We start from the raw sequence: 26,254 nt of genomic DNA, 5'->3' as shown, positions 1-26,254 counted from the left end.
TCGAAGAAAAGCGAAAATGCTCTAAAGGATTGGTCTTCAACGCGCCAGGTTCGCCCCGTGATCTTGGTCCAAGCATAACGGTACTGCGATAGATGAAAGATTTTCCGGAAACTCTTCTGAACGGCTACAAGAACTTCATGAGCGGCCGCTATGTCGACGAGCGCGAAAGATACCGCGTTCTGGCCGATACCGGACAGAAACCGCAAACCCTGTTCATTGCCTGTTGTGACTCCCGTTCGGCGCCGGAAACCATTTTCGATTGCGGACCGGGAGAGCTTTTCGTTGTCCGCAACGTCGCCAACATGGTGCCGCCTTTCGAGCCTGACGGACAATACCACGCCACCTCGGCAGCCATCGAATATGCCGTGCAGGTTCTGAAGGTGAAGGACATCGTCGTCATGGGCCACGGCCGCTGCGGCGGCATTCAGGCAGCACTAGATCCCAATCTCGAGCCGCTGTCCCCCGGTGACTTCATCGGCAAATGGATGAACATGGTCAAATCAGCGGCCGAGCAAATCCAGAGCAACGATGTCATGACCGCCTCCGAGCGCCAGACCGCACTGGAACGCGTCTCCATCCGCACGTCCCTCGCCAACCTGCGCGGTTTCCCCTTCGTCAAGGCGCAGGAAACCGCCGGCAAGGTGAAGCTGCACGGCGCGTGGTTCGATATTTCGACCGGCGAATTGTGGGTGATGGACGGCAAAACCGGCGACTTTCGCCGCCCGGATTTGTGATTGAAGCGGGCTGTACTACTGGGCCCCTTTTGGGGGCCGCTCCGGTAACTCCCGTCATCCTCGGGCTTGTCCCGAGGATCTAACCACCTCGCACAAATCGGAACGTTGCAGATCCTCGGGACAAGCCCGAGGATGACGTCAAGAATGCGGATAAGGCCTTGTGATCACAAGGCCTGTCAAACCAACGACCTTATTGGCCGTCGATCGCCTTGCCGATGAAGGCAATGGCCTGCTGGTAGACGCTTGCGGCGTTCCAGCCCTGGATGGCGGCATAATTCGCCTGTCCCTGTTGATAACCTGCACCACGCTGCCAGCCATGGCCGACAAGGAAATTGGCGGTGGATGCCAGCGCATCGGCGCGCGAACCGACGAGATCGATGCGGCCGTCGCGGTCGAAATCCACGCCGTAACGCACGACGTTCAGCGGCAGGAACTGCGTCTGGCCGATTTCACCATGGGCGGCACCCTTGGCGTTGACGTTGAGCGAACCGCTGCCGACGAGCTTCAGCGCCGCATAAAGCTGCTCGGTGAAATAATCCGAACGGCGGCAATCGAAGGAGAGCGTCGCCACGGCAGAAAGCGTGTGCTGGTTGCCCATGAAGCCGCCAAAGCCGGTTTCCATGCCCCAGATGGCCAGAAGCGGGCCGGCCGGAACGCCGTAAGCCTTCTCGATCGAAGCGAAGAGAGAAGCGTTGTTCTTCTTCATGGTCTTGCCGCGCGAAATGATCGTCTGGCCGCCGCGCTTTTGCATGAATTGTTCGAAGGACAGCTTGAAGCTGTGCTGGCCGCGATCGGCGCGGATGGTCGCCTGATTGTAGGACACGCCGGAGAAGGCGCGGTCGAGCACCGAAGCGCTGACACCGCGGCCCGCCGCTTCCTGCTTGAAGGCGCCGACCCAGGCATCGAAGCCTGCCGAAGTGTTGCCGCATTGCGCAGCCATAACCGGCGTCGCTGCCAAAACCGAGACCATGGCCACACCAGCCAGAATTGCCTTCATTGCCCGCATCAAAATCTGCCTTCGATATCCTTTGGGGAATTTATCCCGAGAACCAACACGTTGCCGTTGTAGGGGGTCGGGTGCCAAATTGTCTTTTGGCGGCTTAAATTGCCTTTCGGCAGCAAGGCCTGCAAATAAACTGGCCGTGATCGTCACCAATGGAAAACCCGTCTGCCCCACACAGAACAGACGGGTTATACTTAACGAACCTTAAAAAATCGTATCACGCAGCCGCCTTGCGGGGCTTGATGAGACCACGATTGACCAGAAGTTCGGCGATCTGGATGGCATTGAGAGCAGCGCCCTTGCGCAGATTGTCCGAAACGACCCAGATGTTGAGGCCGTTTTCAACCGTTGCATCTTCACGGATACGCGAAATATAGGTCGCATCTTCACCGGCGGATTCAACCGGCGTGATGTAGCCGCCATTTTCATGCTTGTCGATGACGAGGCAACCCGGCGCTTCGCGCAGGATGTCACGCGCCTGATCGGCGGTGATCTCGTTTTCAAACTCGATATTGACCGATTCCGAATGGCCGATGAAGACAGGAACGCGCACGGCCGTGCAGGTTACCTTGATCTTCGGGTCGAGCATCTTCTTGGTTTCGGCCAGAACCTTCCACTCTTCCTTGGTGTAGCCGTCTTCCATGAAAACGTCGATATGCGGGATGACGTTGAAGGCGATGCGCTTGGTGAACTTCTTGGTTTCGACCGGATCGGCAACGAAAACGGCGCGGGTCTGCTGGAACAGCTCGTCCATGCCTTCCTTGCCGGCGCCGGAAACCGACTGGTAGGTGGAAACGACGACGCGCTTGATCTTGGCGAAGTCATGCAGCGGCTTCAGCGCGACGACGAGCTGGGCCGTGGAGCAATTGGGGTTGGCGATGATGTTCTTACGGGTAAAACCCTCAACCGCATCGGCATTGACTTCCGGAACGATCAGCGGAACGTCCTGATCGTAACGCCATGCGGACGAGTTATCGATGACGACGCAACCCTGCTGGCCGATCTTCGGCGACCACTTCTTGGACACATCGCCGCCGGCCGACATCAGGCAAATATCCGTGTCGGAAAAATCGTAATTCTCGAGATTGGAAACCTTCAGCGTGCGGTCGCCATAGGAGACTTCCGTGCCCTGCGAACGGGCGGAAGCGAGCGGCACGATCTCATCGGCCGGAAAGCCGCGTTCGGCCAGGATATTGAGCATTTCGCGACCGACGTTGCCGGTGGCGCCTGCAATTGCAACTTTGAAACCCATGATCAAGCTCTCTTTCTGTCTCTCCTCTTTTGGGTGAGGTGGGGAAACCGCATCGCATCGCGGCTTCCTCGATCCCCAGCCAAACCGGGGAGAGAGCGGCGGGCCAGAGACGTCAGACGGTTTTAATCGTCGTTTTGGCCGTAATTCGGATGGAATAAGAAAGACGCGGATCATCGCCGGCGGATTGTGCCGGTCCTTCCATGACAATCATGTCTGCAACATGCCTGCGCAAGGTGATGCTCCTTCTTCGCGAGAAGCTATTAGAAGGTTTCTCAGTTGTGTCAAGAAAAAAGGCATGTTTCGCTCCGCCCGCTCCCGGCCGGCAAAAACCGCTCTGCGACATTTTCGCACGTTATACATTAGACTAAAGTCATAATCCGAAAGCATCGCTCTTATTGGGGTTAATTTTCTGTCACTCTGATGTCATGCGCATTGCACCCGAAAGGGGAGCCCGGAGGAGAGAGACGGGCTCTGCACTGCGCCGATTGGGACATCTGTGGAGGACAGACAATGGCAAATGTTGCAGCCGTGAGCAGCCCCGCCCGTCCAATGACGGGCGAGGAGAAGAAGGTGATTTTCGCCTCTTCTCTCGGAACGGTTTTCGAATGGTACGACTTCTATCTATACGGCTCGCTCGCGATCTATATCGGCGCGAACTTCTTCAGCCAATATCCGGAAACGACGCGCAACATCTTCGCGCTTCTGGCCTTTGCCGCCGGCTTCCTCGTGCGCCCCTTCGGCGCGCTGGTGTTTGGGCGTCTCGGCGATATCGTCGGCCGTAAATACACCTTCCTCATCACCATTCTCATCATGGGTGTTTCCACCTTCCTCGTCGGTGTCCTGCCCAGTGCATCGCAGATCGGTATCGCCGCTCCGATCATCCTCATCATCCTGCGCATGCTGCAGGGTCTGGCGCTCGGCGGTGAATATGGCGGTGCCGCAACTTACGTGGCCGAACACGCCCCGAACGGCCGCAGAGGCTATTACACTTCGTGGATCCAGACGACCGCGACGCTCGGCCTGTTCCTGTCGCTGGTGGTCATTCTCGGCGTACAGTTCGCGCTCGGTAAGGAAGCCTTCGCCGCCTGGGGCTGGCGCATTCCTTTCCTCGTTTCGGTTCTGCTGCTCGGCGTATCAGTCTGGATTCGTCTGAAAATGAACGAATCCCCCGCCTTCAAGAAAATGAAGGAAGAGGGCAAGACCTCGAAGGCCCCGCTCAGCGAAGCCTTCGGCCAGTGGAAGAACGCCAAGATCGCCCTGCTTGCCCTCGTCGGCGCCGTCATCGGTCAGGCCGTCGTCTGGTACACCGGCCAGTTCTACGCGCTGTTCTTCCTGCAGAGCATTCTGAAGGTGGACGGCCAGTCAGCCAACATCATGGTTGCGGCCGCCCTCATCCTCGGCACGGGTTTCTTCGTGCTCTTCGGCTGGCTTTCCGACAAGATCGGCCGCAAGCCAATCATCATGGCCGGCCTCGTTCTGGCGATGCTGACCTACTTCCCGCTGTTCAAGGCGCTCACCTGGGCGGGTAACCCGGCACTCGCGGAAGCGCAATCCACCGTCCGCGCCACCGTGACCGCCGCCCCCGGCGACTGCAAATTCCAGTTCAACCCGACGGGTACTGCGAAATTCACCACATCCTGCGATATCGCCACCTCGTTCCTGACCCGCAACTCCGTGCCCTATGACGTGGTTGCCGGAACGGCCGGCCAGCCGGCGAGCGTCAAGCTCGGCGACGCCACCATCGCCAGCTACGACGCGATCGCAGCCGGTGCGGATGCCGCGGCCAAGGACAAGGCCTTCCAGAAGCAGGTCAACATCGCACTGCATGACAGCGGCTATCCGCTGGTGCGCGGCGCAGCGCAGGTTCCGGACGCAAAACTGGACGCCTTCATCGCCGCAAACCCGGAACTCAGCCTCAATGCTGAAGCCGTTCGTGCCACCGACAAGAAGATGGTGGCAACCGACAAGCTGGTGGCGGACAAGCTGCTGACACCGGCCGAGACCGGCGGTGCCGCCGAGATGGCCGTCTACACCATTGCCGGTGGCGGCGCCTTCGCCATGGTGGCCGATCCAGCCGCTGTGAACTGGGTCGTCATCATTGCCGTCCTTACCGTCCTCGTCATCTATGTGACGATGGTCTATGGCCCGATCGCGGCGCTCCTGGTCGAACTGTTCCCGACCCGCATCCGCTACTCCGGCATGTCGCTGCCCTATCACATCGGCAACGGCTGGTTTGGTGGCCTTCTGCCCGCCACCGCCTTCGCGATGAGCGCGGCGAAGGGCGACATCTATTACGGTCTCTGGTACCCGATCGTCTTTGCTGGCATCACGCTGGTCATCGGCCTGCTGTTCCTGCCGGAAACCAAGGATCGCGACATCCACACCATGGATTGATCACCATCCTGATCGACACTTTCGGAACCCGGTGCGCAGGCACCGGGTTTTTTTATTGCGTGACAAGCCGGCATATCGACAGAGCCTGTCGCAGCGGGCTGTCATTCCGTCGCAGGCAAGACAAAATCAATATGGAGACAAAGCCCCCCTGAATAGGCTATGACCCCCCTATATTATCAGGCACAGGGAGAGCCATTTTGAAGATCGGGACGCCCAAGGAATTATATGAAGGCGAGGCGCGCGTCGGCATGACGCCCGACAGCGCCCAGGCATTGCAGAAACTCGGATATGATTGCATCCTCGAAACCGGTGCAGGCAAGGCGGCGGGATTTTCCGACGACGCCTATCGCGCAGCCGGCGTCACCGTCGTCGATAGCGCGGATGCGCTTTACGCCGGATCCGACATCATCGCCAAGGTTCGTCCGCCGGAAACGTCGGAGATTGATCGCCTGTCTTCGGACAAGACGCTGATCTCGTTCTTCTATCCCGCCCAGAACAAGGACCTTCTGGAGCAGGCCAAGGAAAAGGGCGCCAATGTCATCGCCATGGACATGGTGCCGCGCATTTCCCGCGCCCAGAAGATGGACGCGCTGTCTTCCATGGCCAATATCGCCGGTTATCGCGCCGTGATCGAAGCCGGCAATAATTTCGGCCGCTTCTTCACCGGTCAGGTCACCGCCGCCGGCAAGGTTCCGCCCGCCAAGGTGCTGGTGATCGGTGCCGGCGTTGCCGGTCTTGCGGCCATCGGCACGGCCACCTCGCTCGGCGCCATCACCTATGCCTTCGACGTTCGCCCCGAGGTGGCCGAGCAGATCGAATCCATGGGCGCGCAATTCGTCTATCTCGATTTCGCCGACCAGCAGCAGGATGGTGCCGCCACCGGCGGTTATGCCGCCCCCTCCTCGCCGGAATTCCGCGAGAAGCAGCTGGAGAAGTTCCGCGAGCTCGCACCGCAGATCGATATCGTCATCACCACGGCGCTCATTCCGGGTCGTGACGCCCCGAAACTGTGGCTCGCCGACATGGTGGCGATGATGAAGCCGGGTTCCGTTATCATCGACCTCGCGGCCGAGCGCGGCGGCAATTGCGATCTGACGGTGCCTGACCAGCGCGTGGTGTCCGACAATGGCGTCATCGTCATCGGCTATACGGATTTTCCAAGCCGCATGGCGGCGCAGGCCTCGACGCTCTACGCCACCAACATCCGCCACATGATGACCGATCTGACGCCCGCCAAGGACGGCAAGCCGGTTCACAACATGGAAGACGATGTCATCCGTGGCGCCACCGTCACCTATCAGGGCGAGATAACATTCCCGCCGCCGCCGCCGAAAATCCAGGCGATTGCCGCGCAGAAACCGAAGGAAAGAGCCAAAGAGCTTTCGCCCGAGGAAAAGCACGCGAAAGAACGGGCCGAGTTCAAGGCGCAGACGAAAAACCAGGTCGGGCTGCTCGTCATCGGCACGGCACTGCTGCTTCTCGTCGGTCTGTTTGCACCGGCAAGCTTCATGAGCCACTTCATCGTCTTCGTGCTCGCCTGCTTCATCGGCTTCCAGGTGATCTGGAATGTCAGCCACTCGCTGCACACGCCGCTGATGGCGGTGACAAATGCCATTTCCGGCATCGTCATTCTGGGCGCGCTGCTGCAGATCGGCTCCGGCAACTGGCTGGTGGTGATCCTTGCCTCGCTTTCCGTCCTGATCGCGACGATCAACATCGTCGGCGGTTTCCTCGTGACACGGCGCATGCTCGCCATGTTCCAGAAGTCCTGAGCGTGCGGGGATCTTTTTAAATGACCATTGGTATCGTTTCCGCGGCCTATGTTGCCGCAGCCGTTCTTTTCATCCTTTCACTTGGCGGCCTTTCCGGCCAGGAAAGCGCCAAACGCGCCGTCTGGTACGGCATAACGGGCATGGGGCTTGCCGCCGCCGCCACGGTCTTCGGACCTGATGTCGGCATAGGCTTCATCGTCCTGTTGATGATCGCGGGTGGCTCCGTCCTCGGTTATTACGTCGCAAGCCGCGTACAGATGACCGAAATGCCGCAGCTTGTGGCAGCCCTTCACTCCTTCGTTGGCCTTGCCGCCGTCTTCATCGGCTTCAACGCCCATATCGAGGAAGCGCATGTCGCCTCGCTCGATGAGGCGGCGCGCGCGCTGCTGACAGGCTTTTCCGCCATCCTCGCCCATAAGACGCCTGTCGAACTGGCGATCATGAAGGTCGAGGTCTTCCTCGGCGTCTTCATCGGCGCGGTCACCTTCACCGGCTCCGTCGTCGCCTTCGGCAAGCTTGCCGGCAAGGTGGACGGCAAGGCGAAGAAACTGCCGGGTGGACATGTTCTTAATGCCGGCGCCGCGATCCTGTCGCTCGTGCTGCTCATCATGTATTGCAACGGCGCGGGCGCATGGTCGCTGGTGCTGATGACGCTGCTGGCCTTCTTCATCGGTTACCACCTGATCATGGGCATCGGCGGCGCCGACATGCCTGTCGTCGTCTCGATGCTGAACAGCTATTCCGGCTGGGCGGCAGCAGCCATCGGCTTCACGCTCGGCAACGATCTGCTGATCGTCACCGGTGCGCTGGTCGGCTCTTCGGGTGCAATTCTGTCCTACATCATGTGCAAGGCCATGAACCGCTCCTTCGTTTCGGTCATCCTCGGTGGCTTCGGCGGCACGACGGGTCCGGCGATGGAAATCGAGGGCGAGCAGGTCGCCATCGACGCCGAAGGTGTCGCAGCGGCATTGAACGATGCCGACAGCGTCATCATCGTGCCCGGTTACGGCATGGCGGTGGCGCAGGCGCAAAGCGCGGTCTCCGAACTCACCCGCAAGCTGCGCGCCGACGGCAAGACCGTACGCTTCGCCATCCACCCGGTGGCGGGCCGCCTTCCCGGCCACATGAACGTGCTGCTCGCCGAAGCCAAGGTGCCTTACGACATCGTGCTGGAAATGGACGAGATCAATGACGATTTCCCCAATACCGACGTCGTCATCGTCATCGGCTCCAACGACATCGTCAATCCGGCGGCGCAGGACGATCCAAACTCACCCATCGCCGGCATGCCGGTTCTGGAAGTGTGGAAATCGAAGCTCGTCATCGTCTCCAAGCGTGGCCAGGGCACGGGTTACTCCGGTATCGAGAACCCGCTGTTCTACAAGGACAATACGCGGATGTTCTACGGCGATGCGAAGAAATCGATCAACGACCTTCTGCCGCTGATCAAGTAAATGACAAGGGCGTTTCCGAAAGACCGGAAACGCCCTTCGAATTTCTGAGAAACGACGATACGTTTCGTCCGTCATGCCGGACTTGATCCGGCATCCAGCCACGGCGCGTCAGCGCCGTGAAAAGAGTGTTACGCGATCAAGGACTTGATCGCGCTGGACCCCGGAACTAGTCCGGGGTGACGGTGTGCGGATGCTATGGCCGCGCCAAACAGAACCGTTCCGCGGGATGTTGTCGATAGACCGCGCTCAAAGCACCCGGTAACGCCGGTTGAAATACATCAGCGCCTCATCGCCCGCATTAATCTTCATATCGACGACATCGCAGATCAGAATATCATGCGTGCCGCCATCATGGGCTTCGCGGATGCGGCAGTCGAAAGAGACGAGCGCGTCTTCCAGAACGGGTGCGCCGGTTTCAAGCACGCCCCAGCTGCCGGCAGCAAAACGTTCATCGGCGGGTGTCTTGCCACCAAAAAGCGTGCTCAGCACCTCGTGATGCGCGGCGAGCGTGTTGACGCAGATGACACCGTTTGTCTTCACCACCTTATAGGCTGAAGCATTGCGGTTGAGGCAGACGAGAAGCGTGGGCGGATTGTCGGAAACGCTGCAAACGGCGGTTGCTGCAAAGCCCGCACGACCAGCGGCACCATTGGTAGTCACGATGTTGACCGCCGCACCGAGCCGCGCCATGGCGTTTCTGTATTCGAGGCTGCGCTCCTGTGCAGTCTTCGTCTCCATTTCCGCTTCCTTTTCAAGAGACATCATCTGCATCTAACCCATCCTTCCTTAACAGGCCATCAAGCCAGCACACAGGCGTCTTCAAAGCCAAGCCGCGGCAGCCTGCCGAAGAGCTTCGACGGATCGCCATGACCGAGATTGATCAGGAAATTGGATTTCCACGTCGTGCCGGCAAAAAACGCCGCATCCACCTTGCCCTTGTCGAAACCGGACATGGCCCCGGTATCCAGCCCCAAGGCCCGGGCCGCGAGAATGAGATAACCCGCCTGCAGGGTGCCGTTGCGAAAGGCCGTTTCCTCGGCGACAGCAGGGCTGGACGTGAACCACGAACGGGCATCGGCATGGGGAAACAGCACCGGCAGTTTCTCGTAAAATTCACTATCGATGGCGGCGATGACGGTCACGGGTGCCGCCATGGTCTTTTCAAGATTGCCGGAAGACAGCGCCGGTCTAAGCTTTTCCTTCGCTTCCGGGCTGCGCACGAACACGAAGCGGCCGGGCGAGCAATTGGCCGAAGTCGGCCCCATCTTCGTCAGATCGTACAGCGCGCCTAGCGTCTCGTCGCTGACCGGCTTGTCTGTCCAGCCATTGTGGGTGCGTGCTTCGGTGAAGAGCGTTGCAAGTGCCTTGTCGTCGAGTGCTGTCGTCATTGTCCTAAAAAATCCCGTCAGAATGTTCGTGTTGCCGGTAGCAGAAACTGCAAAAGTCGTGCGTTGAAAAGGTCAGGTTCGGTAATATTGACCGCATGTGCCCCGAAATCGAGAAGGCAGAGTTCGCCCTGCGGCAAACCCTCAACGAGACGCAGGGAGCGGGTATAGGGCACCAGAAGATCGTCTTTCGTGCCCACCACCAGAACCGGATTGCCGACATCGCCAAGTCGACGGTCGACATCAAAAGCCCGAAGCGCCGCAATACGCCGCAGCACATTCGCCCTGCCCTGAAAATGCGCGACGCCATGCACGTCGTCGCGGGCCAGCCGTTCCTGATGTTCCGACATCCAGGCGGCCGGATAAAGAAACAGCGGCTGGGCTTTGACGAATGCCTCGACACCGGATTTCTCCAGAAGCTCGATCCGCACATCGAAGCAGCGCCCGGAATGCGGATCGGCCTTGCTCCACGCATTGATGAGAACCAGCCTGTCGATGAGACCGGGTTGGCGCAGCGCGATATCGAGACCGATCAAACCGCCAAGCGCGTGGCCCATGAAGTGGAATGTTTCGAGGTTCAGCGCCGAGACGATTTCCAGCACATCATCCGCCATCGCCGATATGCCGCCATCCAGCGGCACCTCGCCGCCGGTCCTACCGGTTCCGCGATGGTCATAGGTGACGATCCGGAAATGATCGGCAAGGGCTTCGATCTGCGGTGCCCAATAGGCGCCCGATCCGCCCAGTCCCGATGACAGCAGGATGGTGGGCGCTTCAGGGTCGGTGCGGCCATGAACCTCGAAATGCATCATCGTGCCGTTTCGCCTTATTTGCCGATATGGGCGACGGTGGCGATTTCCACCAGCGCGTCGGGCTTCACGAGGCCGCACTGGATGCAATACCGCGCCGGCTTGTCGCCGGGGAAATATTCGGCATAGACCGTGTTGACGGCCTGATAATTCGCCCAGTCGGTGATGAAGATATGGTTCATCGTCACATCCTCCATCGTGCCGCCGGCGGTTTCGATGACGGACTTGATGGTTTCGAGAACATGGCGGGTCTGCGCACTGGCATCGCCCACATGCACGACATTATTGTCCTTGTCGAAGGGCAGCGTGCCCGAAACGTAGACCACGCCATCGGCAAGGGTTCCCGGCGAAAAGGGAGCGATGGGTTTGCTGGTACCGGCAGGCACGATAATCTTTTTCGGCATTTCGTTCTCCTCTTTGTGGTTGGATATCAAGCGCTGACGGGTGCGGCCTGCGAGATGACACCGCAGAAATCATTGACGGTGGCGACCCAGCCGAAAAATTTCTCGACATTGTAGACCGTCGCCTGCTGGATATAGTCCGGACCCAGATGATGCGTGGCGTCCTCCAGCATCACTCCGAAATATTCGAGATGGAAGGCATCGCGCAGCGAGCTTTCCACGCAGACATTGGTGGCGATGCCGACAAAGACCAGATTGCGGATGCCGCGGGCGCGCAAAACGCTGTCCATATTGGTGTTGAAGAAACCGCTGTAACGCGTCTTCGGCACCAGAATATCGCCCGGCTGCGGTTGCAACTCATCGACAATGGCATAATCCCACGTGCCCTTGGCCAAAAGCTGGCCCTGCAGCTCCGGCCTCTTGCGCATGGTCTTCAGGGCGTTGGACTTGTGCCAGTTGGGCGAACCCGGCCCGCCCGCCTCAACATAATCCTTGTCCCAGCCATTTTGGAAATAAATGACCTGAACACCCGCCGCCCGCGCCGCATCCAGCGTCTTCTTGATGTTGGCAATGGTGCCCTTGGCCCCTGATATATCGAACCCGGCCAGATCGACATAACCGCCCTCTGTCGAATAGGCGTTCTGCATGTCGACCACGACAACGGCGGTCTCGCTGGGTTTCAGGGTAATCGGCTCCGGCCTTGCGGGAAGCGTGACACTTTCCGAACGGCTTTCCGGCCCCTTGTAACCCGCCACGACGGCTTCGCTCATTCCGCAGCCTCCAGTCCGGCCTGAACATGCGCCCGGCTCTTCATCAGCGGTTGCACATATTTGCCGAATTTTTCGACGCCTTCGAGGAAGTCGTCGAAAGTCAGCATCACGCCGCCCGTTCCCGGCACTTCGCTCATTTCATCCAGCATGGCCGCCACTTCCTCATAGGAACCGATCAACGTTCCCATGTTGATGTTGACCGCCGAGACCGGGTTGGACATGTGCCGCACATTGGTATCGGAGCCTGATTTGGTGTCGACGGCGCTTTGCAGGCCGAGCCACTTGATGGCATCCTCATCCGCACCCGCCTTGTAATGCTCCCACTTCGCCCAGGCATCCTCGGATTTTTCCTCGGCAAGCACCATCGTCAGCACGACGGACTTGACCTCGCGGCCGGACTTTTCCGTTGCCGCCAAAAGCCGCTCGTTGGTGGGCGCGAAGGCCTTCGGCGTATTGACGCCGACACCGAAGCAGAAGCTGTAATCGGCGAACTTGGCCGAGAACGCCATGCCGGAATTGGAAGAGCCGGCGCAGATGAGCTTAACATCGCCCTGCGGCACCGGCTTCATGCGGCAATCCTCCATCTTGAAGAACTTGCCGTTGAAATCCGATTGCCCGTCCGTCAGCAACTCTTTCAGAACGGTGGTGTATTCGCCGAGATATTCGTAGCGATCACCGAAATAATCATCGCCCGGCCAGAGCCCCATCTGGCTATATTCCGGACGCTGCCAGCCGGTAATCAGGTTGATGCCGAAACGGCCGCCGGAAATGGAATCGATCGTCGTCGCCATGCGGGCAACAATGGCCGGCGGCATGACCAGCGTGGCGGCCGTGCCGAACAGCTTGATCTTGGAGGTGACGGCGGCAAGGCCCGCCATCAGCGTGAAGGATTCCAGATTATAGTCCCAGAATTCGGTCTTGCCGCCGAAGCCGCGCAGCTTGATCATCGACAGCGCAAAGTCGAAGCCATATTGCTCCGCCTTCAGCGTGATTGCCTTGTTCAAGTCGAAGCTCGGCTTGTATTGCGGCGCGTTTTCAGAAAGAAGCCACCCATTGTTCCCGATCGGGATAAAAACACCAACTTCCATTTTGCTGTTCCCTTTTTACGTCAGGTGTCTCCTGACTTGACAAAAGAGTAGCAGGTTCCGTGCCAGACCAAATAAAATAATTTTATCAAATGGATAAAATTTTGGGGCGGGCGGAGCCTTGACCAAAAGATAAAAAATTTATCATTTGGTCAAAATATTTGCCTGTTTATTCGGCAGAAGTGAATGCAAGAGTCGTATGATTGGAAGTTGTAGAAATGGTCCTGAAAGTGCGGTGAGGCGCGCTTCACACTCCTCGTCATCCTCGGGCTTGTCCCGAGGATCTATCCACGTCAAATAAAATCAATCGGTTGTAGATCCTCGGGACAAGCCCGAGGATGACGGCGTTGGGTTTTCGAAATAGCGATCAATCTTGGATAGCTCTTCAAGAGCTATGCCAAAACCTCAACCCAGCCGCTGCTGCGCATAGGCATGTACGGCTCGGAACGCAGCCTCGGCACCCGCGACAACCCGCTCTTCCTCCTCAACCGTCAGCGCAATTTCATCGAGTGCTGCGGTGAACGTGCGCCAGTGCAGGCCGCGTCCTTCCGGTGCTCCGGCCAGATGGCGCGCGCCGAATTCTTCGGTCAGGCCAAGCTTGGCCGCATCTTTCAGCAGGAAAGCCGCACCGAGATTGGAGCCTTCGACCACATAAAGCCAGCCCATCGCCTCCGGCAGATCGAACGGCGTTTCACCGGTGAAACGCGCGGCCTTGGCTTCCGGAATAGCAAGATCGAGATCGGCAAGGTCCTGCTCGATCATGGCGAGACGGCGGCGGCCTTTGAGATCGGGAAGCAGGCCATCAAGCGTGGCATTGGAAAAGAAAACGTCGAGGTCGCGATGGAAAAGATATTGGGTTTCGACGAATTTGCCGAAGTTTTCCCGGCTCTCGAACGGCTTGGATGCCATGATGAAGGTATCGAGATCGCCATGGGCGCCACGCGTCGCCGCCTTCAGGCGCTTGACGCGGCTCTGTTCAATCTCTGCTACAGGCGCTGTCTGCTCCGCAATGGTCATGGTGATGGTCCCTTTATCCCTATATTCAGACTGCCTGATAAAAATCTTTACTCCAACAGTCAAATTTTATTTTCGCATTTTTTCGTGACCCCTGGGCAGAGAAAACCTGCGGGCAAAAGTGGCAGGAAACGGCATCCGCGCCAATCATCGGCAATGGCCCCATCCTCGACCACAAACAGACAAGGCACCCGCCGCGTCGAAAAGCGAATTCCTCCCCCCGGACCCGAACGTTACAAATCACGTTACAATTACTGCTTTACAACTAACATGTCAGTATGCCATCAATCTGCGGTCACCTTGGAGGAGCATCTTAATTGACCCAGAAATTCGGCCTTTCAGCAGCCCTGACGACACCGTTCAAAGCGGATGGAAACGTCGATATCGATGCGATGATCGCGCATGCCCGCCGCTGCCTTGCAAATGGCTGCGACAGCGTGACACTGTTCGGCACCACCGGCGAGGGGTGCTCGGTCGGCAGCCGTGAACGGCAGATCATTCTTTCCCGTTTCATTGAAGCCGGCATTGAACCCTCCCGCCTCGTCACCGGCGTTCTGGTGGATTCCATCGAGGATGCGGCCGAACAATCGGCGGAAGCGTTGAGCGCGGGCGCTCGCAATATCCTTCTCGCCCCGCCTTCCTATTTCAAGAATGTCAGCGATGACGGGCTGTTTGCCTGGTTCTCTGCCGTTTTTGCAAAAATCGGCAAGGATGCCCGTGACATTCTCGTCTACAACATTCCGTCCGTGACCATGGTGACATTGTCGGTCGAGCTGGTGGGACGGCTGAGAGAAGCCTTCCCCGGCATCGTCACCGGCGTCAAGGATTCCTCCGGCAACTGGAGCCATACCGAGCGTCTGCTGAAGGAGCACGGCGACCTCGCCATCCTGATCGGCGATGAGCGCGATCTCGCCAGGGGCGTTCGCCTCGGCGGTCAGGGCGCGATATCAGGCGTTGCCAATTTCCTGACGCAGGAAGTGCGTGCCATGGCCGTTGACGGCAAGGACGACAAGCGCATCGTCGATCTTGTTGTGGAACTTCTGAAATTTCCGGTTACGCCTGCCGTCAAGGTGCTGGTATCACACACGACAGGCGAAAATATCTGGGCGGATGTGCGCGCACCGCTCGTTACGATTTCAGCTGAAGACCGGCGGCGGATCGAAGGCGCTTTCGATGCGCTGTTTCGCAAACAGGCCGCTTGAGCAGGCCTTGAAAGGTTGAGCATGGACGATACCGGCGAACAGACATTGCGGGAACGGGCGTATGAAAGCTTTACGCATCACCTTCTCTCGCGTGATGTTCGCCCGGGGCAATTCATCTCGCAACGCCGCCTCGTGGAACTGACGGGTCTGCCGCTGGGGGCGATCCGGGAGGCAATTCCGCGGCTGGAAGCGGAAGGGCTGATCAAGACCGTGCCGCAACGGGGCTTGCAGGTCGCCCATATCGACATCAACCTCATCCGCGAGGCGTTTCAGTTCCGTATCTTTCTCGAAAAGGAGGCCGTGGCGCTGTTTACCCGTTCCGCTTCCGACGAAACTATCGCCAAGCTTCTGAAACAGCATCGCGATATCGCCGAAGCGGCTGAAAATAGCGGCGAATCGCCGGAGCTCGATCAGCATGCGCAACAGGTGGACTGGGGCATGCACGATGCCTTCATCGATGCGCTCGGCAATTCGATCATCTCGAACGCCTATCGCGTCAACTCCATCAAGATGCGCCTCATCAATCAGGAGCGCTTCCGCATCGCCGGCCATGTGAAGTCGGTGATGAAGGAACATCTCGCCATTCTCGAAGCCATCGAGAGGCGATCCGTCGAAGACGCCGTGGAGCGTCTGACCGCCCATATCCGCAACGCAAGGGACAGGGCGCTGGCGGTTTAGGGCAATTCTGGCAGGGACTAAAGAGGATCCTGCGCCGGAATTGCATGAAAATAAGCAACAAGCCGGGGTGAGGAGAATTTCCGGCTAACTGGAGGAGAACTGACATGACGCATTCATTGCTCAACCCCACGCGTCGCGCCTTTCTGGCAGGCACGGCCGCGATTGGCGGCAGCGCGATGCTTGGCATTCGCCCGGCATCGGCGGCGGTGAACTGGAAAAAACACGCCGGCACCACGCTTGAAGTCAACCTCGTCAAAAGCCCGCGCAGCGAAACGCTGATCAAATATCTCGGCGAATTCGAAGAGCTGACCGGCATCAAGGTCAATGCCGAAGCAACGCCGGAACAGCAGCAGCGCCAGAAGGTCGTCATCGAGCTTTCTTCCGGCAAGCCCAGCTTCGATGTGGTGCATCTGAGCTATCACGTGCAGAAACGCCAGTTTGAAAAGGGCAAGTGGCTGGCCGATATCAGCGGTTTCCTGAAGGACCCGTCGCTGACCGATCCGTCGCTGGTCGAGAAGGATTTCGCCGAGGCCGGCATGCTGTTTGCCAAGGATAGCGACGGCGTGCTGCGCTCGCTGCCCTTCTCGGTGGATTACTGGATTGTCTACTGGAACAAGGACCTCTTCGAAGCCAAGGGCCTGAAATACCCCGAGACCTTCGAAGAACTGGTGACGGCGGCGGAAAAGATCACCGACCCCGCAACCAACACCTATGGTTTCGTGGCGCGTGGCCTGAAGAACGCCAACACCCCGGTCTGGACCTCGCTGATGCTGGGTTACGGCGCCAAGCCCATCAGTGCGGACGGAAAGATCGACACCGAATCCAAGGAAGCGGTGGAAGCTGCAAAACTCTATCAGCGCCTGATGACCAAAGCCGCGCCTCCCGGCGTTTCCGGCTTCAACTGGGCGGAAGCGCAGTCGGCCTTCCTGCAGGGCAAGATCGGCATGTGGTTCGACGGCGTCGGCTTTGCGCCGCCGATCGAGAATCCGGAAAAATCCCGCGTGGTCGGCAAGGTCGGTTACGGCGTCATGCCGAAGGGCCCGGCAACCCAGGCCGCCGGCACCTTCGGCGATGGTCTAGGCGTCGTCGAAGCGAGCAGCAAGAAGGAAGCCGCCTATCTCTTCTGCCAATGGGCGATCTCGCATGAAATGGGCGCGCGTCTCTTGCAGGCGGGTGCGGGCGTTCCCTTCCGCCAGTCCATTCTCGAAGACCAGAAGGTGCGCGAAGGCGTGAAGATGCCGGCCGCCTGGCTGGATGCGGTCGTCGGTTCCGGCAAGGTCTCGCAGCTTGCCCTTCCCGTCATCATTCCGGTGACGGAATTCCGCGACATCTACGGGGTCGGCCTCACCAACATGATCGGCGGCGCGGACCCCGCAGCTGAGCTGAAAAAGGCGACGGAACAGTTCGCACCCGTTCTGGCGCGTAGCGAGGGATAATGGCCTCCGTGAGCATCGAAAACACCAAGACAGGCGCAAGCCGGAAAGAAGGGAGCAGGCCGGCAAGGCTTGCTCCCAACTACTGGCCCTTCGTCATACCGGCACTTGTCGTCATTCTGGCGGTGATCGTTTTTCCATGGGTCTTCACACTCTGGATGAGCGCGCATCGCTGGACGCTTGGGCAGGAGCAGAGCTTTATCGGTTTCGAGAATTATATAAGGCTCGCCAGCGATATCAGGTTCTGGGAATCACTCTGGCACACGCTCATCTATACCGTGCTGTCGGTGGTCGCCCCGCTCATCCTCGGAACATTGGCGGCGCTGGTTTTCGATGCGCAGTTTCCGCTGCGCGGTTTCCTGCGCGGCGTCTTCGTCATGCCGATGATGGCGACCCCGGTCGCCATCGCGCTCGTCTGGACCATGATGTTCCACCCGCAGCTGGGCGTCCTGAACTACCTGCTGTCCTTCATCCACATCGGCCCACTGGAATGGATCTACAACCAGTCCACCGTCATTCCTTCGCTGGTGCTGGTGGAAACATGGCAATGGACACCGCTCGTCATGCTGATCGTGCTCGGCGGGCTGGCCGCAGTACCCCGCGAACCCTATGAGAGCGCCGAAATCGACGGCGCCAATGCCTGGCAGAAATTCCGTTACCTGACGATGCCGATGATCGCACCGTTCCTGATGATCGCCGTCATCATCCGCTCCATCGATGCCGTCAAAAGCTTCGACATCATCTATGCGATGACTCAAGGCGGGCCCGGCACGGCGTCGGAAACCATCAACATCTATCTCTACAATACGGCATTCGCCTATTACGACATCGGTTACGGCTCAGCCATGGCCGTCGTCTTCTTCATCATCATCGTGGCGCTGTCCTTCGTGCTTCTGATGGTGCGCCAGCGCTCGCAATGGAACGAGATGGAGGATCGCTGATGTCCGCTAAAATCCTGAAACGCAAAAACATCGATCGCATCGGCCTGTTCTTCGTGGCGCTGGTGATGATCTCGCCGGTCATCCTGTTCTTCATCTGGATGATCTCGCTGTCGCTGAAATATGAAATCGACAACGGCGCCTATCCGCCGATCCTCATTCCCGAACGTTTCGCCTGGTCGAACTATGTGAAGGTGTTCGAGGAGAATAATTTCTTCCTCTATTTCTGGAATTCGGTCCTCGTCACCGGTGCAGCCACCATTCTGGCACTGGTGATCGGCGTGCCCGCCGGTTACGGGATTGCGCGACTGAAGGCGGAAAAATCCGCTGTCGTCATCATGATCGCCCGCATGACGCCCGGCCTCTCCTTCCTCATTCCGCTGTTCCTGCTGTTCCAATGGCTGAACCTCTTGGGCACGCTCTGGCCGCAGATCATCATCCATCTGGTGGTGACCGTGCCGATCGTCGTCTGGATCATGATCGGTTATTTCGAGACCACGCCGAAGGAGCTGGAAGAAGCGGCAAGCATCGATGGCGCATCCTCCTGGCAGGTGTTCCGGCTGGTGGCACTGCCGATTGCCAAACCCGGCATCGTCGTCTCCTTCATTCTTGCGGTCATCTTCTCGTGGAACAACTTCGTCTTCGGCATCGTGCTGGCCAGCCGTGAAACGCGCACCCTGCCGGTCGCGGTCTACAACATGCTGTCATTCGAACAGGTGAGCTGGGGTCCGCTTGCCGCCGCAGCGCTCATCGTCACGCTGCCGGTGCTGCTGCTGACCATGTTCGCACAGAAACAGATCGTGGCGGGCCTGACCGCCGGCGCCGTCAAGGGCGGCTGAACCAACCAATCAGGGCATTCCATGCCCTTACTCTTTTAACGCAATTCCGGACGCAAAACCGCGACGCACTTTTGCTGGAATTGCTCGTAACGGGAACCTGCATATGGCACCGGTCAATATTCAAAATGTCCAGAAGCGCTTCGGCTCGGTCAACGTCATCCACGGCATCGATATCGATATCAAGGATGGCGAATTCGTCGTCCTCGTCGGCCCTTCCGGCTGCGGCAAGTCCACCCTGCTGCGCATGATCGCCGGGCTGGAGGAGTTGAGCGACGGCGAAATCCACATCGGCGCGCGCGAGGTCAGTCACCTGCCCGCCCGCGACCGCGATATCGCCATGGTCTTCCAGAACTACGCGCTTTATCCGCACATGACGGTGAAGGATAATATGGGCTTCGCGCTGAAGCTGAAGAAGGTCAGCGCCGAGGAAACCAAGGCCAAGGTCGACAGGGCCGCCGCCATTCTCGGGCTGGAAAAGCTGCTGGACCGTTATCCGCGCCAGCTTTCCGGCGGCCAGCGCCAGCGTGTCGCCATGGGCCGCGCGCTGGTGCGCGACCCGCAGGTCTTCCTGTTCGACGAGCCGCTTTCCAACCTCGACGCCAAGCTGCGCGTGCAGATGCGCGGCGAGATCAAGGCCATGCACCAGCGCATCGGCACGACCACCATTTACGTCACCCATGACCAGGTGGAAGCCATGACCATGGCCGACAAGATCGTGGTGCTGCATGACGGCGTCATCGAGCAGATCGGCGCGCCGCTCGAGCTTTACGACAATCCCGCCAATCTCTTCGTTGCCGGTTTCATCGGTTCGCCGGCCATGAATTTTATTCGCGGCCGGGTGGAGGAAGGCGTCTTCCGCACCGCAAAGGGCCTCAGCCTGCCGCTGCCCGCCAATGCCGATATCGGCAAGCTCGGCGGCCGTGACCTCGTCTACGGCGTGCGGCCGGAACATATCCGTGCCGCCGAGACTGGCATCGAGGGCCGTGTCGAACTGGTTGAAGGCACCGGCTCGGAAATCTACGCCAAGCTCAATTGCAAGGGCGACGAAATCGCCTGCCTGTTCCGCGAGCGCCTCAATGTCCGCTTCGGCGACACGATCCACATTGCCATCAATCCGGCAACGGTGCATCTGTTCGACAAGGATAGCGGCAAGCGTATCTGAACACGGCAGGAGCGAAGAGAATGGTGAAGGAACCGGACGGCAAACATGTGCTCTGCGTGGGTGCCGCCGTGCTGGACACCCTGTTCCGCGTGCACGACATGCCCAAGGGCGAAGGCAAGGTCCTGCCCTACGAGATGCTGCAGATTGCCGAAGGCATGGCGTCGAGCGCCGCCTATGCCGTGCATCGCATGGGCGGCCGCGCCAGCCTGTGGGGTGCGGTGGGAGATGACGAGACCGGCGCCCGCATCCTGCGCGATCTCGCCGAAAGCGGTATCGATGTTTCAGGCATGACCCTTGCCGCCGGCGCGCGCTCGGCACTGTCGACGATCATCATCGATGACCGCGGCGAGCGGCTGATCGTGCCTTTCTATGATCATCGGCTGCACGAGAAAAAACGCTCCTGCACGCCGGAAGATATTGCCCCTTTCGACGCGGTTCTGGTGGATGTGCGCTGGCCGGAACTGGCGCTTGATGTGCTGACTGTGGCGCGTGCGCTTGGCAAACCCGCCATTCTGGATGGCGACGTTGCACCGGTCGAAACCCTTGAGAAGCTGGCCCCCGCCGCAACCCATATCGTCTTTTCCGAACCCGCCGCCGCCCGGCTGACCGGGCTTGAAACGGTGAAAGACATGCTGCCGGTGCTGCATTCCCGCTATCCGCAGACCTTCATCGCCGTCACCGCCGGTCCGCAAGGCTGCTGGTGGACGGAGGCCGGCGATCCCACGGTGCATTTCCAATCAACGATGCAGGTCAAGGCGGTGGACACGTTGGCGGCGGGCGATATCTTCCACGGCACCTTTGCGCTGGCGATGGCTGAGGGTATGGAAAGCCGTGCGGCCATCCGGCTCTCCTCCGTTGCCGCCGCGCTGAAATGCACGATCTTCGGCGGCCGCATCGGCGCACCCACGCGCGAAGAGACAGAGGAAGCCATGCGGCAATGGCTGGAGCGTGAAAGCGAAACCGCGCTGCGCGCCTCCTGAGCGCATCCATTGCCCGAATAAAACTATTCCATTTTTGCGATGCCGTTTCGCGGAGAACTAGGCTAACGTTCGGACAGGCAAAGCTTTTCGCAAGCCGCGCCCGCACCAATTTCAGCCTGCATTCCGCAAAAGTGATCGCCCGATGCATCAGACGACCCGCCCGAGACTGCGCGATATCGGTTTCCGGCCCGGCCATTTCGAGACCGGCCCGCTCAACGCCATCACCGATGTCGAAGGCGTGACCATCGGCCATTCGACCGTCATCGAAGGCGACACGATCCGCACCGGCGCAACCGCGATCCTTCCGCATGGCGGCAATCTCTTTCAGGACAAGGTGCCCGCCGCCTTCGCCGTCTATAACGGCTTCGGCAAATTTGCCGGCTCCACCCAGGTCGAGGAACTCGGCGAACTCGAAACACCTGTTATCCTCACCAATACGCTGGCGACAGGCCGGGCCATCGAGGCAATCAACCGCCATACGCTGGCGCAGCCGGGCAATGAAAAGGTGGTGTCGATCAATGCCGTCGTCGGCGAGACCAACGACTCCCGCCTGAACGACATCCGCGCCGGACGCCCGACCGTCGAGGAAATCTCGGCCGCGTTGAAAAACGCCGCCACAGGCCCCGTGGCCGAGGGCGGCGTGGGTGCCGGAACCGGCACCGTGGCCTTCGGCATGAAGGGCGGCATCGGCACTGCATCCCGCATCGTCACCATCGCCGGAAAGACCTATACGCTCGGCATTCTCGTCCAGTCCAATTACGGCGGCCATCTGCTGGTCTGCGGCACGCCCTATGTCAGCCCTGACCATAAGGACAAGGACGGCTCGATCGTCATCATTGCCGCCACCGACGCGCCGCTCTCCTCCCGCAATCTGAAACGCCTGGCGGCCAGAAGCTTTGGTGGACTGGCACGCACGGGTGCAGCACTCAGCAATGGCTCCGGCGATTACGCTCTGGCCTTTTCCACCGATGAGCGCCTGCGCCGCACGCCTGCGCGCCGCAAGGCCGTCGCAGACTATCCAGAGCTTTCCAACGATGCGATTTCGCCGCTCTTCGAAGCCGCGATAGAGGCAACGGAGGAGGCGATCCTCAACTCGCTCTGCGCGGCCAATACGACCACGGGCTTCAATGCCGGCACCGGCAAGGCCTCCACGGTCGAGGCCATTTCCATCGACGCCCTTAAAACCCTTCTTTCAGCCTGACTTTTCCAGACGGAGTTTTCATGACTAGCCCATCCGGTCGCATCGTTTACGTCAACGGCGAATTCCTGCCCGAAGCGGACGCCCGCCTTTCCATCTTCGACCGCGGTTTCCTGTTCGGCGACGGCATTTATGAAGTCACCTCGGTTCTGGAAGGCAAGCTGATCGACAGCGACCTGCACATGGCCCGGCTGGAACGCAGCGCCCGTGAAATCGACGTGCCGCTGCCGGTCACCACGAAAGAGATCGTCGCGGCCGAACGCCGCCTGATCGCCGACAACAACCTCGTCGAAGGCATGATCTACCTGCAGCTGACGCGTGGCGCCGAAGACCGCAATTTCCTGTTCTCCGCCGATCTGAAGCCGACGCTGGTCATGTTCACCCAGGCCAAGAGGCTGATCGGCACACCGGTCGAGGACGCCGGCATCGCCGTCAAGTCCGTTCCCGATCAGCGCTGGGAACGCCGCGACATCAAGACTGTCTGCCTGTTGCCGCAGGTCATGGCAAAGCGCATCGCCAAGGCCGAGGGCTGTGACGAAGCCTGGATGATCGAGGATGGTTTCGTCACCGAAGGCGCCTCCTCCACCGCCTATATCATCACCGGCGACAAGAAGATCATCACCCGCGGCAACAGCAACAAGACCCTGCCCGGCTGCACCCGCCTCGCCGCCCTGCAACTGGCCAAAGAAGCCGGCTTCATGCTGGAAGAGCGGCCCTTCACGCTGGAAGAGGCGCTGAATGCCGATGAAGCCTGCCTGACGAGCGCCTCCAACTTCGTGGTCTCGGTGACGAAGATCGACGGCAAGCCAGTGGGTAACGGCAAGCCCGGCCCCCTCGTCAGCCGTCTGCGCGCGCTCTATCTGGAAAACGCCCGCCGCACAGCGATTTAAGCAAACATCAGCCTTCGAGAACCGCCCATATACGCTCGACAACGGGCCGGCGGTTCTCCTTGGAACGATAAAGACGGATATCGACGGCAATATCGAAACTGTCATCGGCGGCACGCACCAGCGCGCCGCTGTCCAGCTCGTGCCGCATCAGGCTTTCCGGCACCCAGGCGACACCCCAGCCGGCCATCGCCATGGCTTTCAGCCCCACCGACATGCTGCCCTCATGCACCCGCTCGAATTGCGGCAGGCGCGCGCTCAGCAGATCGCGCAGCAACGGCCCGAAGAAAGAGGCCTTTTCATAATCCAGATAGGCAAAGGGTTTCCGTGCATTTTCCACGAGTTCATGCAGCGGTGAACCATTTTTCGCCGGCGCGGAAACGGGAATGATGTTTTCCGCACCCAGCACGCGGAACTCAAAGGTCTGCGCATCGAGCAGCATCGGCACTTCGGGATGGGCATAGGTCAGAAGGAAATCGCTCTGCCCGTCCACCAGCGAATTGAGGTTTTCCTCCATACTCCCGGAATCAGGCCTCAGAACCGAAAATAGCGGCCCCGCCTTTTCGTTCACCCGTTTCAGCCAGTCGGGAAAGAAGGTGAAGGACAGGGTATGCAACGCCGTCAGCCGCACCGTTTTGGCATCGGCCCCCTCTTCCTGAAGAAGCATGCGCCGGGCATGATAAAGCTGCTTCAGCGTTTCCTGCGCCACCGGCACGAATTTCACGCCCGCTTCGGTCAGCCGGGAAGGATAGGAAGCGCGGTCAACCAGCGTCGCCCCCACCCAGGCTTCCAGCTGCTTGATACGCCGGCTGAAAGCGGATTGCGTCACATGCCGCTCATCCGCCGCCTTCGAGAAATTGAGCGTTCCGGCCAGCGCCAGGAAATCCTCGAGCCATTTGACTTCCAAGGGCCTGTTCTCCCACAAAGATGTTGTCCCGGCCTTCAACCGGAACATGGGGTCTTTATTAGGAGCAATAAGGGCTGATTGAAACCCTTTAGAAAACTTCGGGCCGTTTAGGAAACTGACGAGGGGCCGCTTGCGTCATCCTCGGGCTTGACCCGAGGATCCACAACCACGCGCGACAATGGATCCTCGGGTCACGCCCGAGGATGACGTCGCGTTTGCGGGACACGATGGGATCGGTTTCAGACCGTTAGCGGCTTCGCGAATATTCGATCATCCGCGCCCGGCTGGAAACCAGCTCGATCCGGTCATCGCCCAGACGATTGAGGCAAACGCGCTTCGTCCATGGCCCGTCAATCAGCGTGAAGAGGAAACGACCATTGCCGAGCGCCTTCAAGGGCATGCAGCGGCGCGTGGGGCCGATGCCCATCGTCAGCAACGAGCCGCTGATCGAAAATTCGGCGCCCTCATCGGAGCGCCATGATCCCGAAAGATCATCCGGCACGGCATGATCGCCGACCGGCAGGAAACGGCGGGCGGCGTGACCGGCCTCACCGACAATGGCGTCACCGTCTAACCTGAGACGCATCGGAGAAGATGCGGAGCGGGAAGAGACCCAGCCATCGACATCTTCATAAAGCGTGTCGTCGCCATCGATGAAGGTGGAGGTGCTGCCCTTGATTTCCAGCCACCACGGCCCGCTTTCGGTCACGTAAAGGCCTTCCGGCAGGCTGGCGGCCGGCTTGGGCAAAGGCTGGCCGGTGAGGGCCGCCATGCTTTCAAGCGCGATCTTGAAGCCATTGGTATCCTCACGGTTCGACACCACGACAAAACCCGTGCCGCTTTCCGGATCGAGCAGGAAATAGGTCTTGTAGCCCGGATGCGAACCGCCATGGCCGACGAAACGCCTGTCCCCGAGATGCGACCAGCGCAGGCCGAGGCCATATTCGCTCATCCGCCCATCGGCGAGCGGCCGCTCAGCCGAAAGCGCGTCAAGAACATCCGCGAAGCTGCCCTCGCCGCGCATCAGACCCTGCAACCAACGGGTAAGTGCTTCGGCACTGCCCGCAAGGCTGCCGGAAGCGGAAATATGCAGGCCGGCCGCCGAAAGCTGCCAGTTGTCTTCAGCCTTCCAGTAACCCGGCACGAGGCCATCGACCGGATCGTTCCAGATATCCGGCGCCTTCAGGAACACGCCGAAGGGGCCGGCAATCTGCGTCTGCACGAAATCATCGAAACGGAACCCCCGGCGCTCCAGCGCCGCTTCCACCAGACGATAACCGGTATTGGAATAGGACACCTCGCTGCCGGCATCGAAATTCAGCCGGGTCAACCGCGACAGGTATTCGAGAAGCGGGCCGGCCTTCGTCTCGGTGTATACGGAAAGGCCAAGCAGTGAGAGGCATTCCCGCGTATCCGGCAGGCCGCCGCTCATATCCAGCGCCTGCCCCACCGTCACCTCGCTGAGCGGCGACTGCAACTCCGGCAGATGCTTGCCGAGTGGGTCGTCAAGTCCGATCAGATCGGAATGGGCAAGCACCATGGCGCAGAAAGCGTGTTTGGTGACGGAGGCATAACGCACCACGCTCTGCGACGTGAAAGGCGCAAAGGTCGAAAGGCTTTCGACACCGCCCGCATGTGCGAAACGGATGCCGTTGAGATCGAAACCGATGACCGCCCCGCCCGGCTCGTTGCCCGCCCATTGCGAGACGAAGGTCTCGGCAAGCGTTGAAGCGGCGTTCCAGTCGAATTGCTGTGGCATGGTTCGGTCTCGTATCTTCGTTTTGACGCGTCTGGCCTCGACGTCACCGCTTGTTTCTTCTCCCCAAGGGGGGAGAAGGTGGCCCAAAGGGTCGGATGAGGGGGCAACGTTGCCGGATTTCGGAGAGCTTGCCCCCGCATCCCGCTGCCGCGACCTTCTCCCCCTCGGGGAGAAGAAGCGAGCGGCACCCGCTCGATC

24 protein-coding genes are annotated in these 26,254 nt (G+C 59.7%); 13 read left to right on the top strand and 11 right to left on the bottom strand.

The features are described 5' to 3' along the window. Positions 1 to 92 precede the first annotated feature (92 nt). Complete coding sequence (locus ACQZ5F_RS00460) at positions 93 to 734, top strand: carbonic anhydrase (RefSeq protein WP_046801541.1); 642 nt, start codon at positions 93 to 95, stop codon at positions 732 to 734. Between the two features lie 190 nt (positions 735 to 924). On the opposite strand, the gene ACQZ5F_RS00455 is transcribed toward ACQZ5F_RS00460, so the two are convergent. Together ACQZ5F_RS00455 and ACQZ5F_RS00450 are read right to left on the bottom strand one after the other, a co-directional pair. Beyond that, positions 925 to 1,740, bottom strand: coding sequence for a lytic murein transglycosylase (locus ACQZ5F_RS00455; protein WP_052818254.1), 816 nt, complete (start codon positions 1,738 to 1,740; stop codon positions 925 to 927). 214 nt (positions 1,741 to 1,954) lie between these two features. Continuing rightward, positions 1,955 to 2,989, bottom strand: a complete 1,035-nt coding sequence (locus ACQZ5F_RS00450) for an aspartate-semialdehyde dehydrogenase (protein ID WP_046801543.1) — start codon at positions 2,987 to 2,989, stop codon at positions 1,955 to 1,957. Between the two features lie 510 nt (positions 2,990 to 3,499). On the opposite strand from ACQZ5F_RS00450, the gene ACQZ5F_RS00445 reads away from it, so the two are divergent. The 3 genes from ACQZ5F_RS00445 to ACQZ5F_RS00435 all read left to right on the top strand — a co-directional run bounded on the left by ACQZ5F_RS00445 (position 3,500) and on the right by ACQZ5F_RS00435 (position 8,609). After that, complete coding sequence (locus ACQZ5F_RS00445; protein WP_046801545.1) at positions 3,500 to 5,383, top strand: MFS transporter; 1,884 nt, start codon at positions 3,500 to 3,502, stop codon at positions 5,381 to 5,383. A gap of 197 nt (positions 5,384 to 5,580) precedes the next feature. After that, the gene (locus ACQZ5F_RS00440; RefSeq protein WP_052818257.1) at positions 5,581 to 7,155 is read left to right on the top strand and encodes a Re/Si-specific NAD(P)(+) transhydrogenase subunit alpha; all 1,575 of its coding nucleotides are present in this window, start codon (positions 5,581 to 5,583) and stop codon (positions 7,153 to 7,155) included. A 20-nt stretch (positions 7,156 to 7,175) separates the two neighbouring features. Further along, a complete protein-coding gene (locus ACQZ5F_RS00435) occupies positions 7,176 to 8,609 on the top strand; it encodes an NAD(P)(+) transhydrogenase (Re/Si-specific) subunit beta (protein WP_046801547.1) in 1,434 nt (477 codons plus the stop codon). A 246-nt stretch (positions 8,610 to 8,855) separates the two neighbouring features. On the opposite strand, the gene rutF is transcribed toward ACQZ5F_RS00435, so the two are convergent. The 7 genes from rutF to ACQZ5F_RS00400 all read right to left on the bottom strand — a co-directional run bounded on the left by rutF (position 8,856) and on the right by ACQZ5F_RS00400 (position 14,076). Continuing rightward, positions 8,856 to 9,380 carry an NADH-dependent FMN reductase RutF gene (gene rutF / locus ACQZ5F_RS00430; protein ID WP_225339294.1) on the bottom strand — a complete coding sequence of 175 codons (525 nt, stop codon included), beginning with the start codon at positions 9,378 to 9,380 and terminating at the stop codon, positions 8,856 to 8,858. A gap of 26 nt (positions 9,381 to 9,406) precedes the next feature. Then, entirely contained in the window at positions 9,407 to 9,997 is a 591-nt protein-coding gene (locus tag ACQZ5F_RS00425; RefSeq protein ID WP_225339295.1) for a malonic semialdehyde reductase, read from the bottom strand. Positions 9,998 to 10,014: 17 nt separating this feature from the next. Next, on the bottom strand, positions 10,015 to 10,806 hold the full coding sequence (gene rutD / locus ACQZ5F_RS00420; RefSeq protein ID WP_225246350.1) for a pyrimidine utilization protein D: 792 nt from the start codon (positions 10,804 to 10,806) through the stop codon (positions 10,015 to 10,017). A gap of 14 nt (positions 10,807 to 10,820) precedes the next feature. Beyond that, positions 10,821 to 11,207: a pyrimidine utilization protein C gene (gene rutC, locus ACQZ5F_RS00415; protein WP_045023399.1), complete on the bottom strand. Its 387-nt coding sequence runs from the start codon at positions 11,205 to 11,207 to the stop codon at positions 10,821 to 10,823. Between the two features lie 26 nt (positions 11,208 to 11,233). After that, positions 11,234 to 11,974 (bottom strand): pyrimidine utilization protein B, encoded by a 741-nt coding sequence (gene rutB, locus ACQZ5F_RS00410; RefSeq protein ID WP_003492071.1) that lies wholly within the window; start codon positions 11,972 to 11,974, stop codon positions 11,234 to 11,236. Next, on the bottom strand, positions 11,971 to 13,062 hold the full coding sequence (gene rutA, locus ACQZ5F_RS00405; protein WP_046801552.1) for a pyrimidine utilization protein A: 1,092 nt from the start codon (positions 13,060 to 13,062) through the stop codon (positions 11,971 to 11,973). Before rutA ends, rutB begins: the two co-directional genes overlap by 4 nt. Positions 13,063 to 13,464: 402 nt before the next feature. Continuing rightward, positions 13,465 to 14,076: a biliverdin-producing heme oxygenase gene (locus tag ACQZ5F_RS00400; protein ID WP_225339297.1), complete on the bottom strand. Its 612-nt coding sequence runs from the start codon at positions 14,074 to 14,076 to the stop codon at positions 13,465 to 13,467. A 314-nt stretch (positions 14,077 to 14,390) separates the two neighbouring features. On the opposite strand from ACQZ5F_RS00400, the gene ACQZ5F_RS00395 reads away from it, so the two are divergent. The 9 genes from ACQZ5F_RS00395 (at position 14,391) to ACQZ5F_RS00355 (ending at position 23,393) form a co-directional block, all read left to right on the top strand. Beyond that, entirely contained in the window at positions 14,391 to 15,275 is an 885-nt protein-coding gene (locus ACQZ5F_RS00395; protein ID WP_046801554.1) for a dihydrodipicolinate synthase family protein, read from the top strand. Positions 15,276 to 15,296: 21 nt separating this feature from the next. Next, on the top strand, positions 15,297 to 15,953 hold the full coding sequence (locus tag ACQZ5F_RS00390; protein WP_225246348.1) for a GntR family transcriptional regulator: 657 nt from the start codon (positions 15,297 to 15,299) through the stop codon (positions 15,951 to 15,953). Between the two features lie 104 nt (positions 15,954 to 16,057). Continuing rightward, a complete protein-coding gene (locus ACQZ5F_RS00385; RefSeq protein WP_046801556.1) occupies positions 16,058 to 17,389 on the top strand; it encodes an ABC transporter substrate-binding protein in 1,332 nt (443 codons plus the stop codon). Beyond that, positions 17,389 to 18,327 carry a carbohydrate ABC transporter permease gene (locus ACQZ5F_RS00380; protein ID WP_046801557.1) on the top strand — a complete coding sequence of 313 codons (939 nt, stop codon included), beginning with the start codon at positions 17,389 to 17,391 and terminating at the stop codon, positions 18,325 to 18,327. Before ACQZ5F_RS00385 ends, ACQZ5F_RS00380 begins: the two co-directional genes overlap by 1 nt. A gap of 14 nt (positions 18,328 to 18,341) precedes the next feature. Continuing rightward, positions 18,342 to 19,163, top strand: coding sequence for a carbohydrate ABC transporter permease (locus ACQZ5F_RS00375; RefSeq protein ID WP_175414563.1), 822 nt, complete (start codon positions 18,342 to 18,344; stop codon positions 19,161 to 19,163). Between the two features lie 103 nt (positions 19,164 to 19,266). After that, positions 19,267 to 20,325 (top strand): ABC transporter ATP-binding protein, encoded by a 1,059-nt coding sequence (locus ACQZ5F_RS00370; protein WP_225339298.1) that lies wholly within the window; start codon positions 19,267 to 19,269, stop codon positions 20,323 to 20,325. Positions 20,326 to 20,345: 20 nt separating this feature from the next. After that, entirely contained in the window at positions 20,346 to 21,305 is a 960-nt protein-coding gene (locus ACQZ5F_RS00365) for a sugar kinase (protein ID WP_225339299.1), read from the top strand. A gap of 142 nt (positions 21,306 to 21,447) precedes the next feature. Continuing rightward, positions 21,448 to 22,506 carry a P1 family peptidase gene (locus tag ACQZ5F_RS00360; RefSeq protein ID WP_225339300.1) on the top strand — a complete coding sequence of 353 codons (1,059 nt, stop codon included), beginning with the start codon at positions 21,448 to 21,450 and terminating at the stop codon, positions 22,504 to 22,506. Positions 22,507 to 22,526: 20 nt separating this feature from the next. Continuing rightward, positions 22,527 to 23,393 carry a D-amino-acid transaminase gene (locus ACQZ5F_RS00355; RefSeq protein WP_225339301.1) on the top strand — a complete coding sequence of 289 codons (867 nt, stop codon included), beginning with the start codon at positions 22,527 to 22,529 and terminating at the stop codon, positions 23,391 to 23,393. A gap of 7 nt (positions 23,394 to 23,400) precedes the next feature. Here ACQZ5F_RS00355 and ACQZ5F_RS00350 read toward each other — a convergent pair whose 3' ends face one another. Together ACQZ5F_RS00350 and ACQZ5F_RS00345 are read right to left on the bottom strand one after the other, a co-directional pair. Beyond that, complete coding sequence (locus tag ACQZ5F_RS00350) at positions 23,401 to 24,297, bottom strand: LysR substrate-binding domain-containing protein (RefSeq protein ID WP_225339302.1); 897 nt, start codon at positions 24,295 to 24,297, stop codon at positions 23,401 to 23,403. 247 nt (positions 24,298 to 24,544) lie between these two features. After that, a complete protein-coding gene (locus tag ACQZ5F_RS00345; RefSeq protein ID WP_225339303.1) occupies positions 24,545 to 26,056 on the bottom strand; it encodes a serine hydrolase domain-containing protein in 1,512 nt (503 codons plus the stop codon). Positions 26,057 to 26,254: the final 198 nt, after the last annotated feature.

The organism is Agrobacterium sp. 22-210-1, from assembly GCF_053522525.1.
The sequence above is the reverse complement of the archived record's forward strand: the minus strand, read 5'-3'. Positions and strand labels throughout refer to the sequence as shown.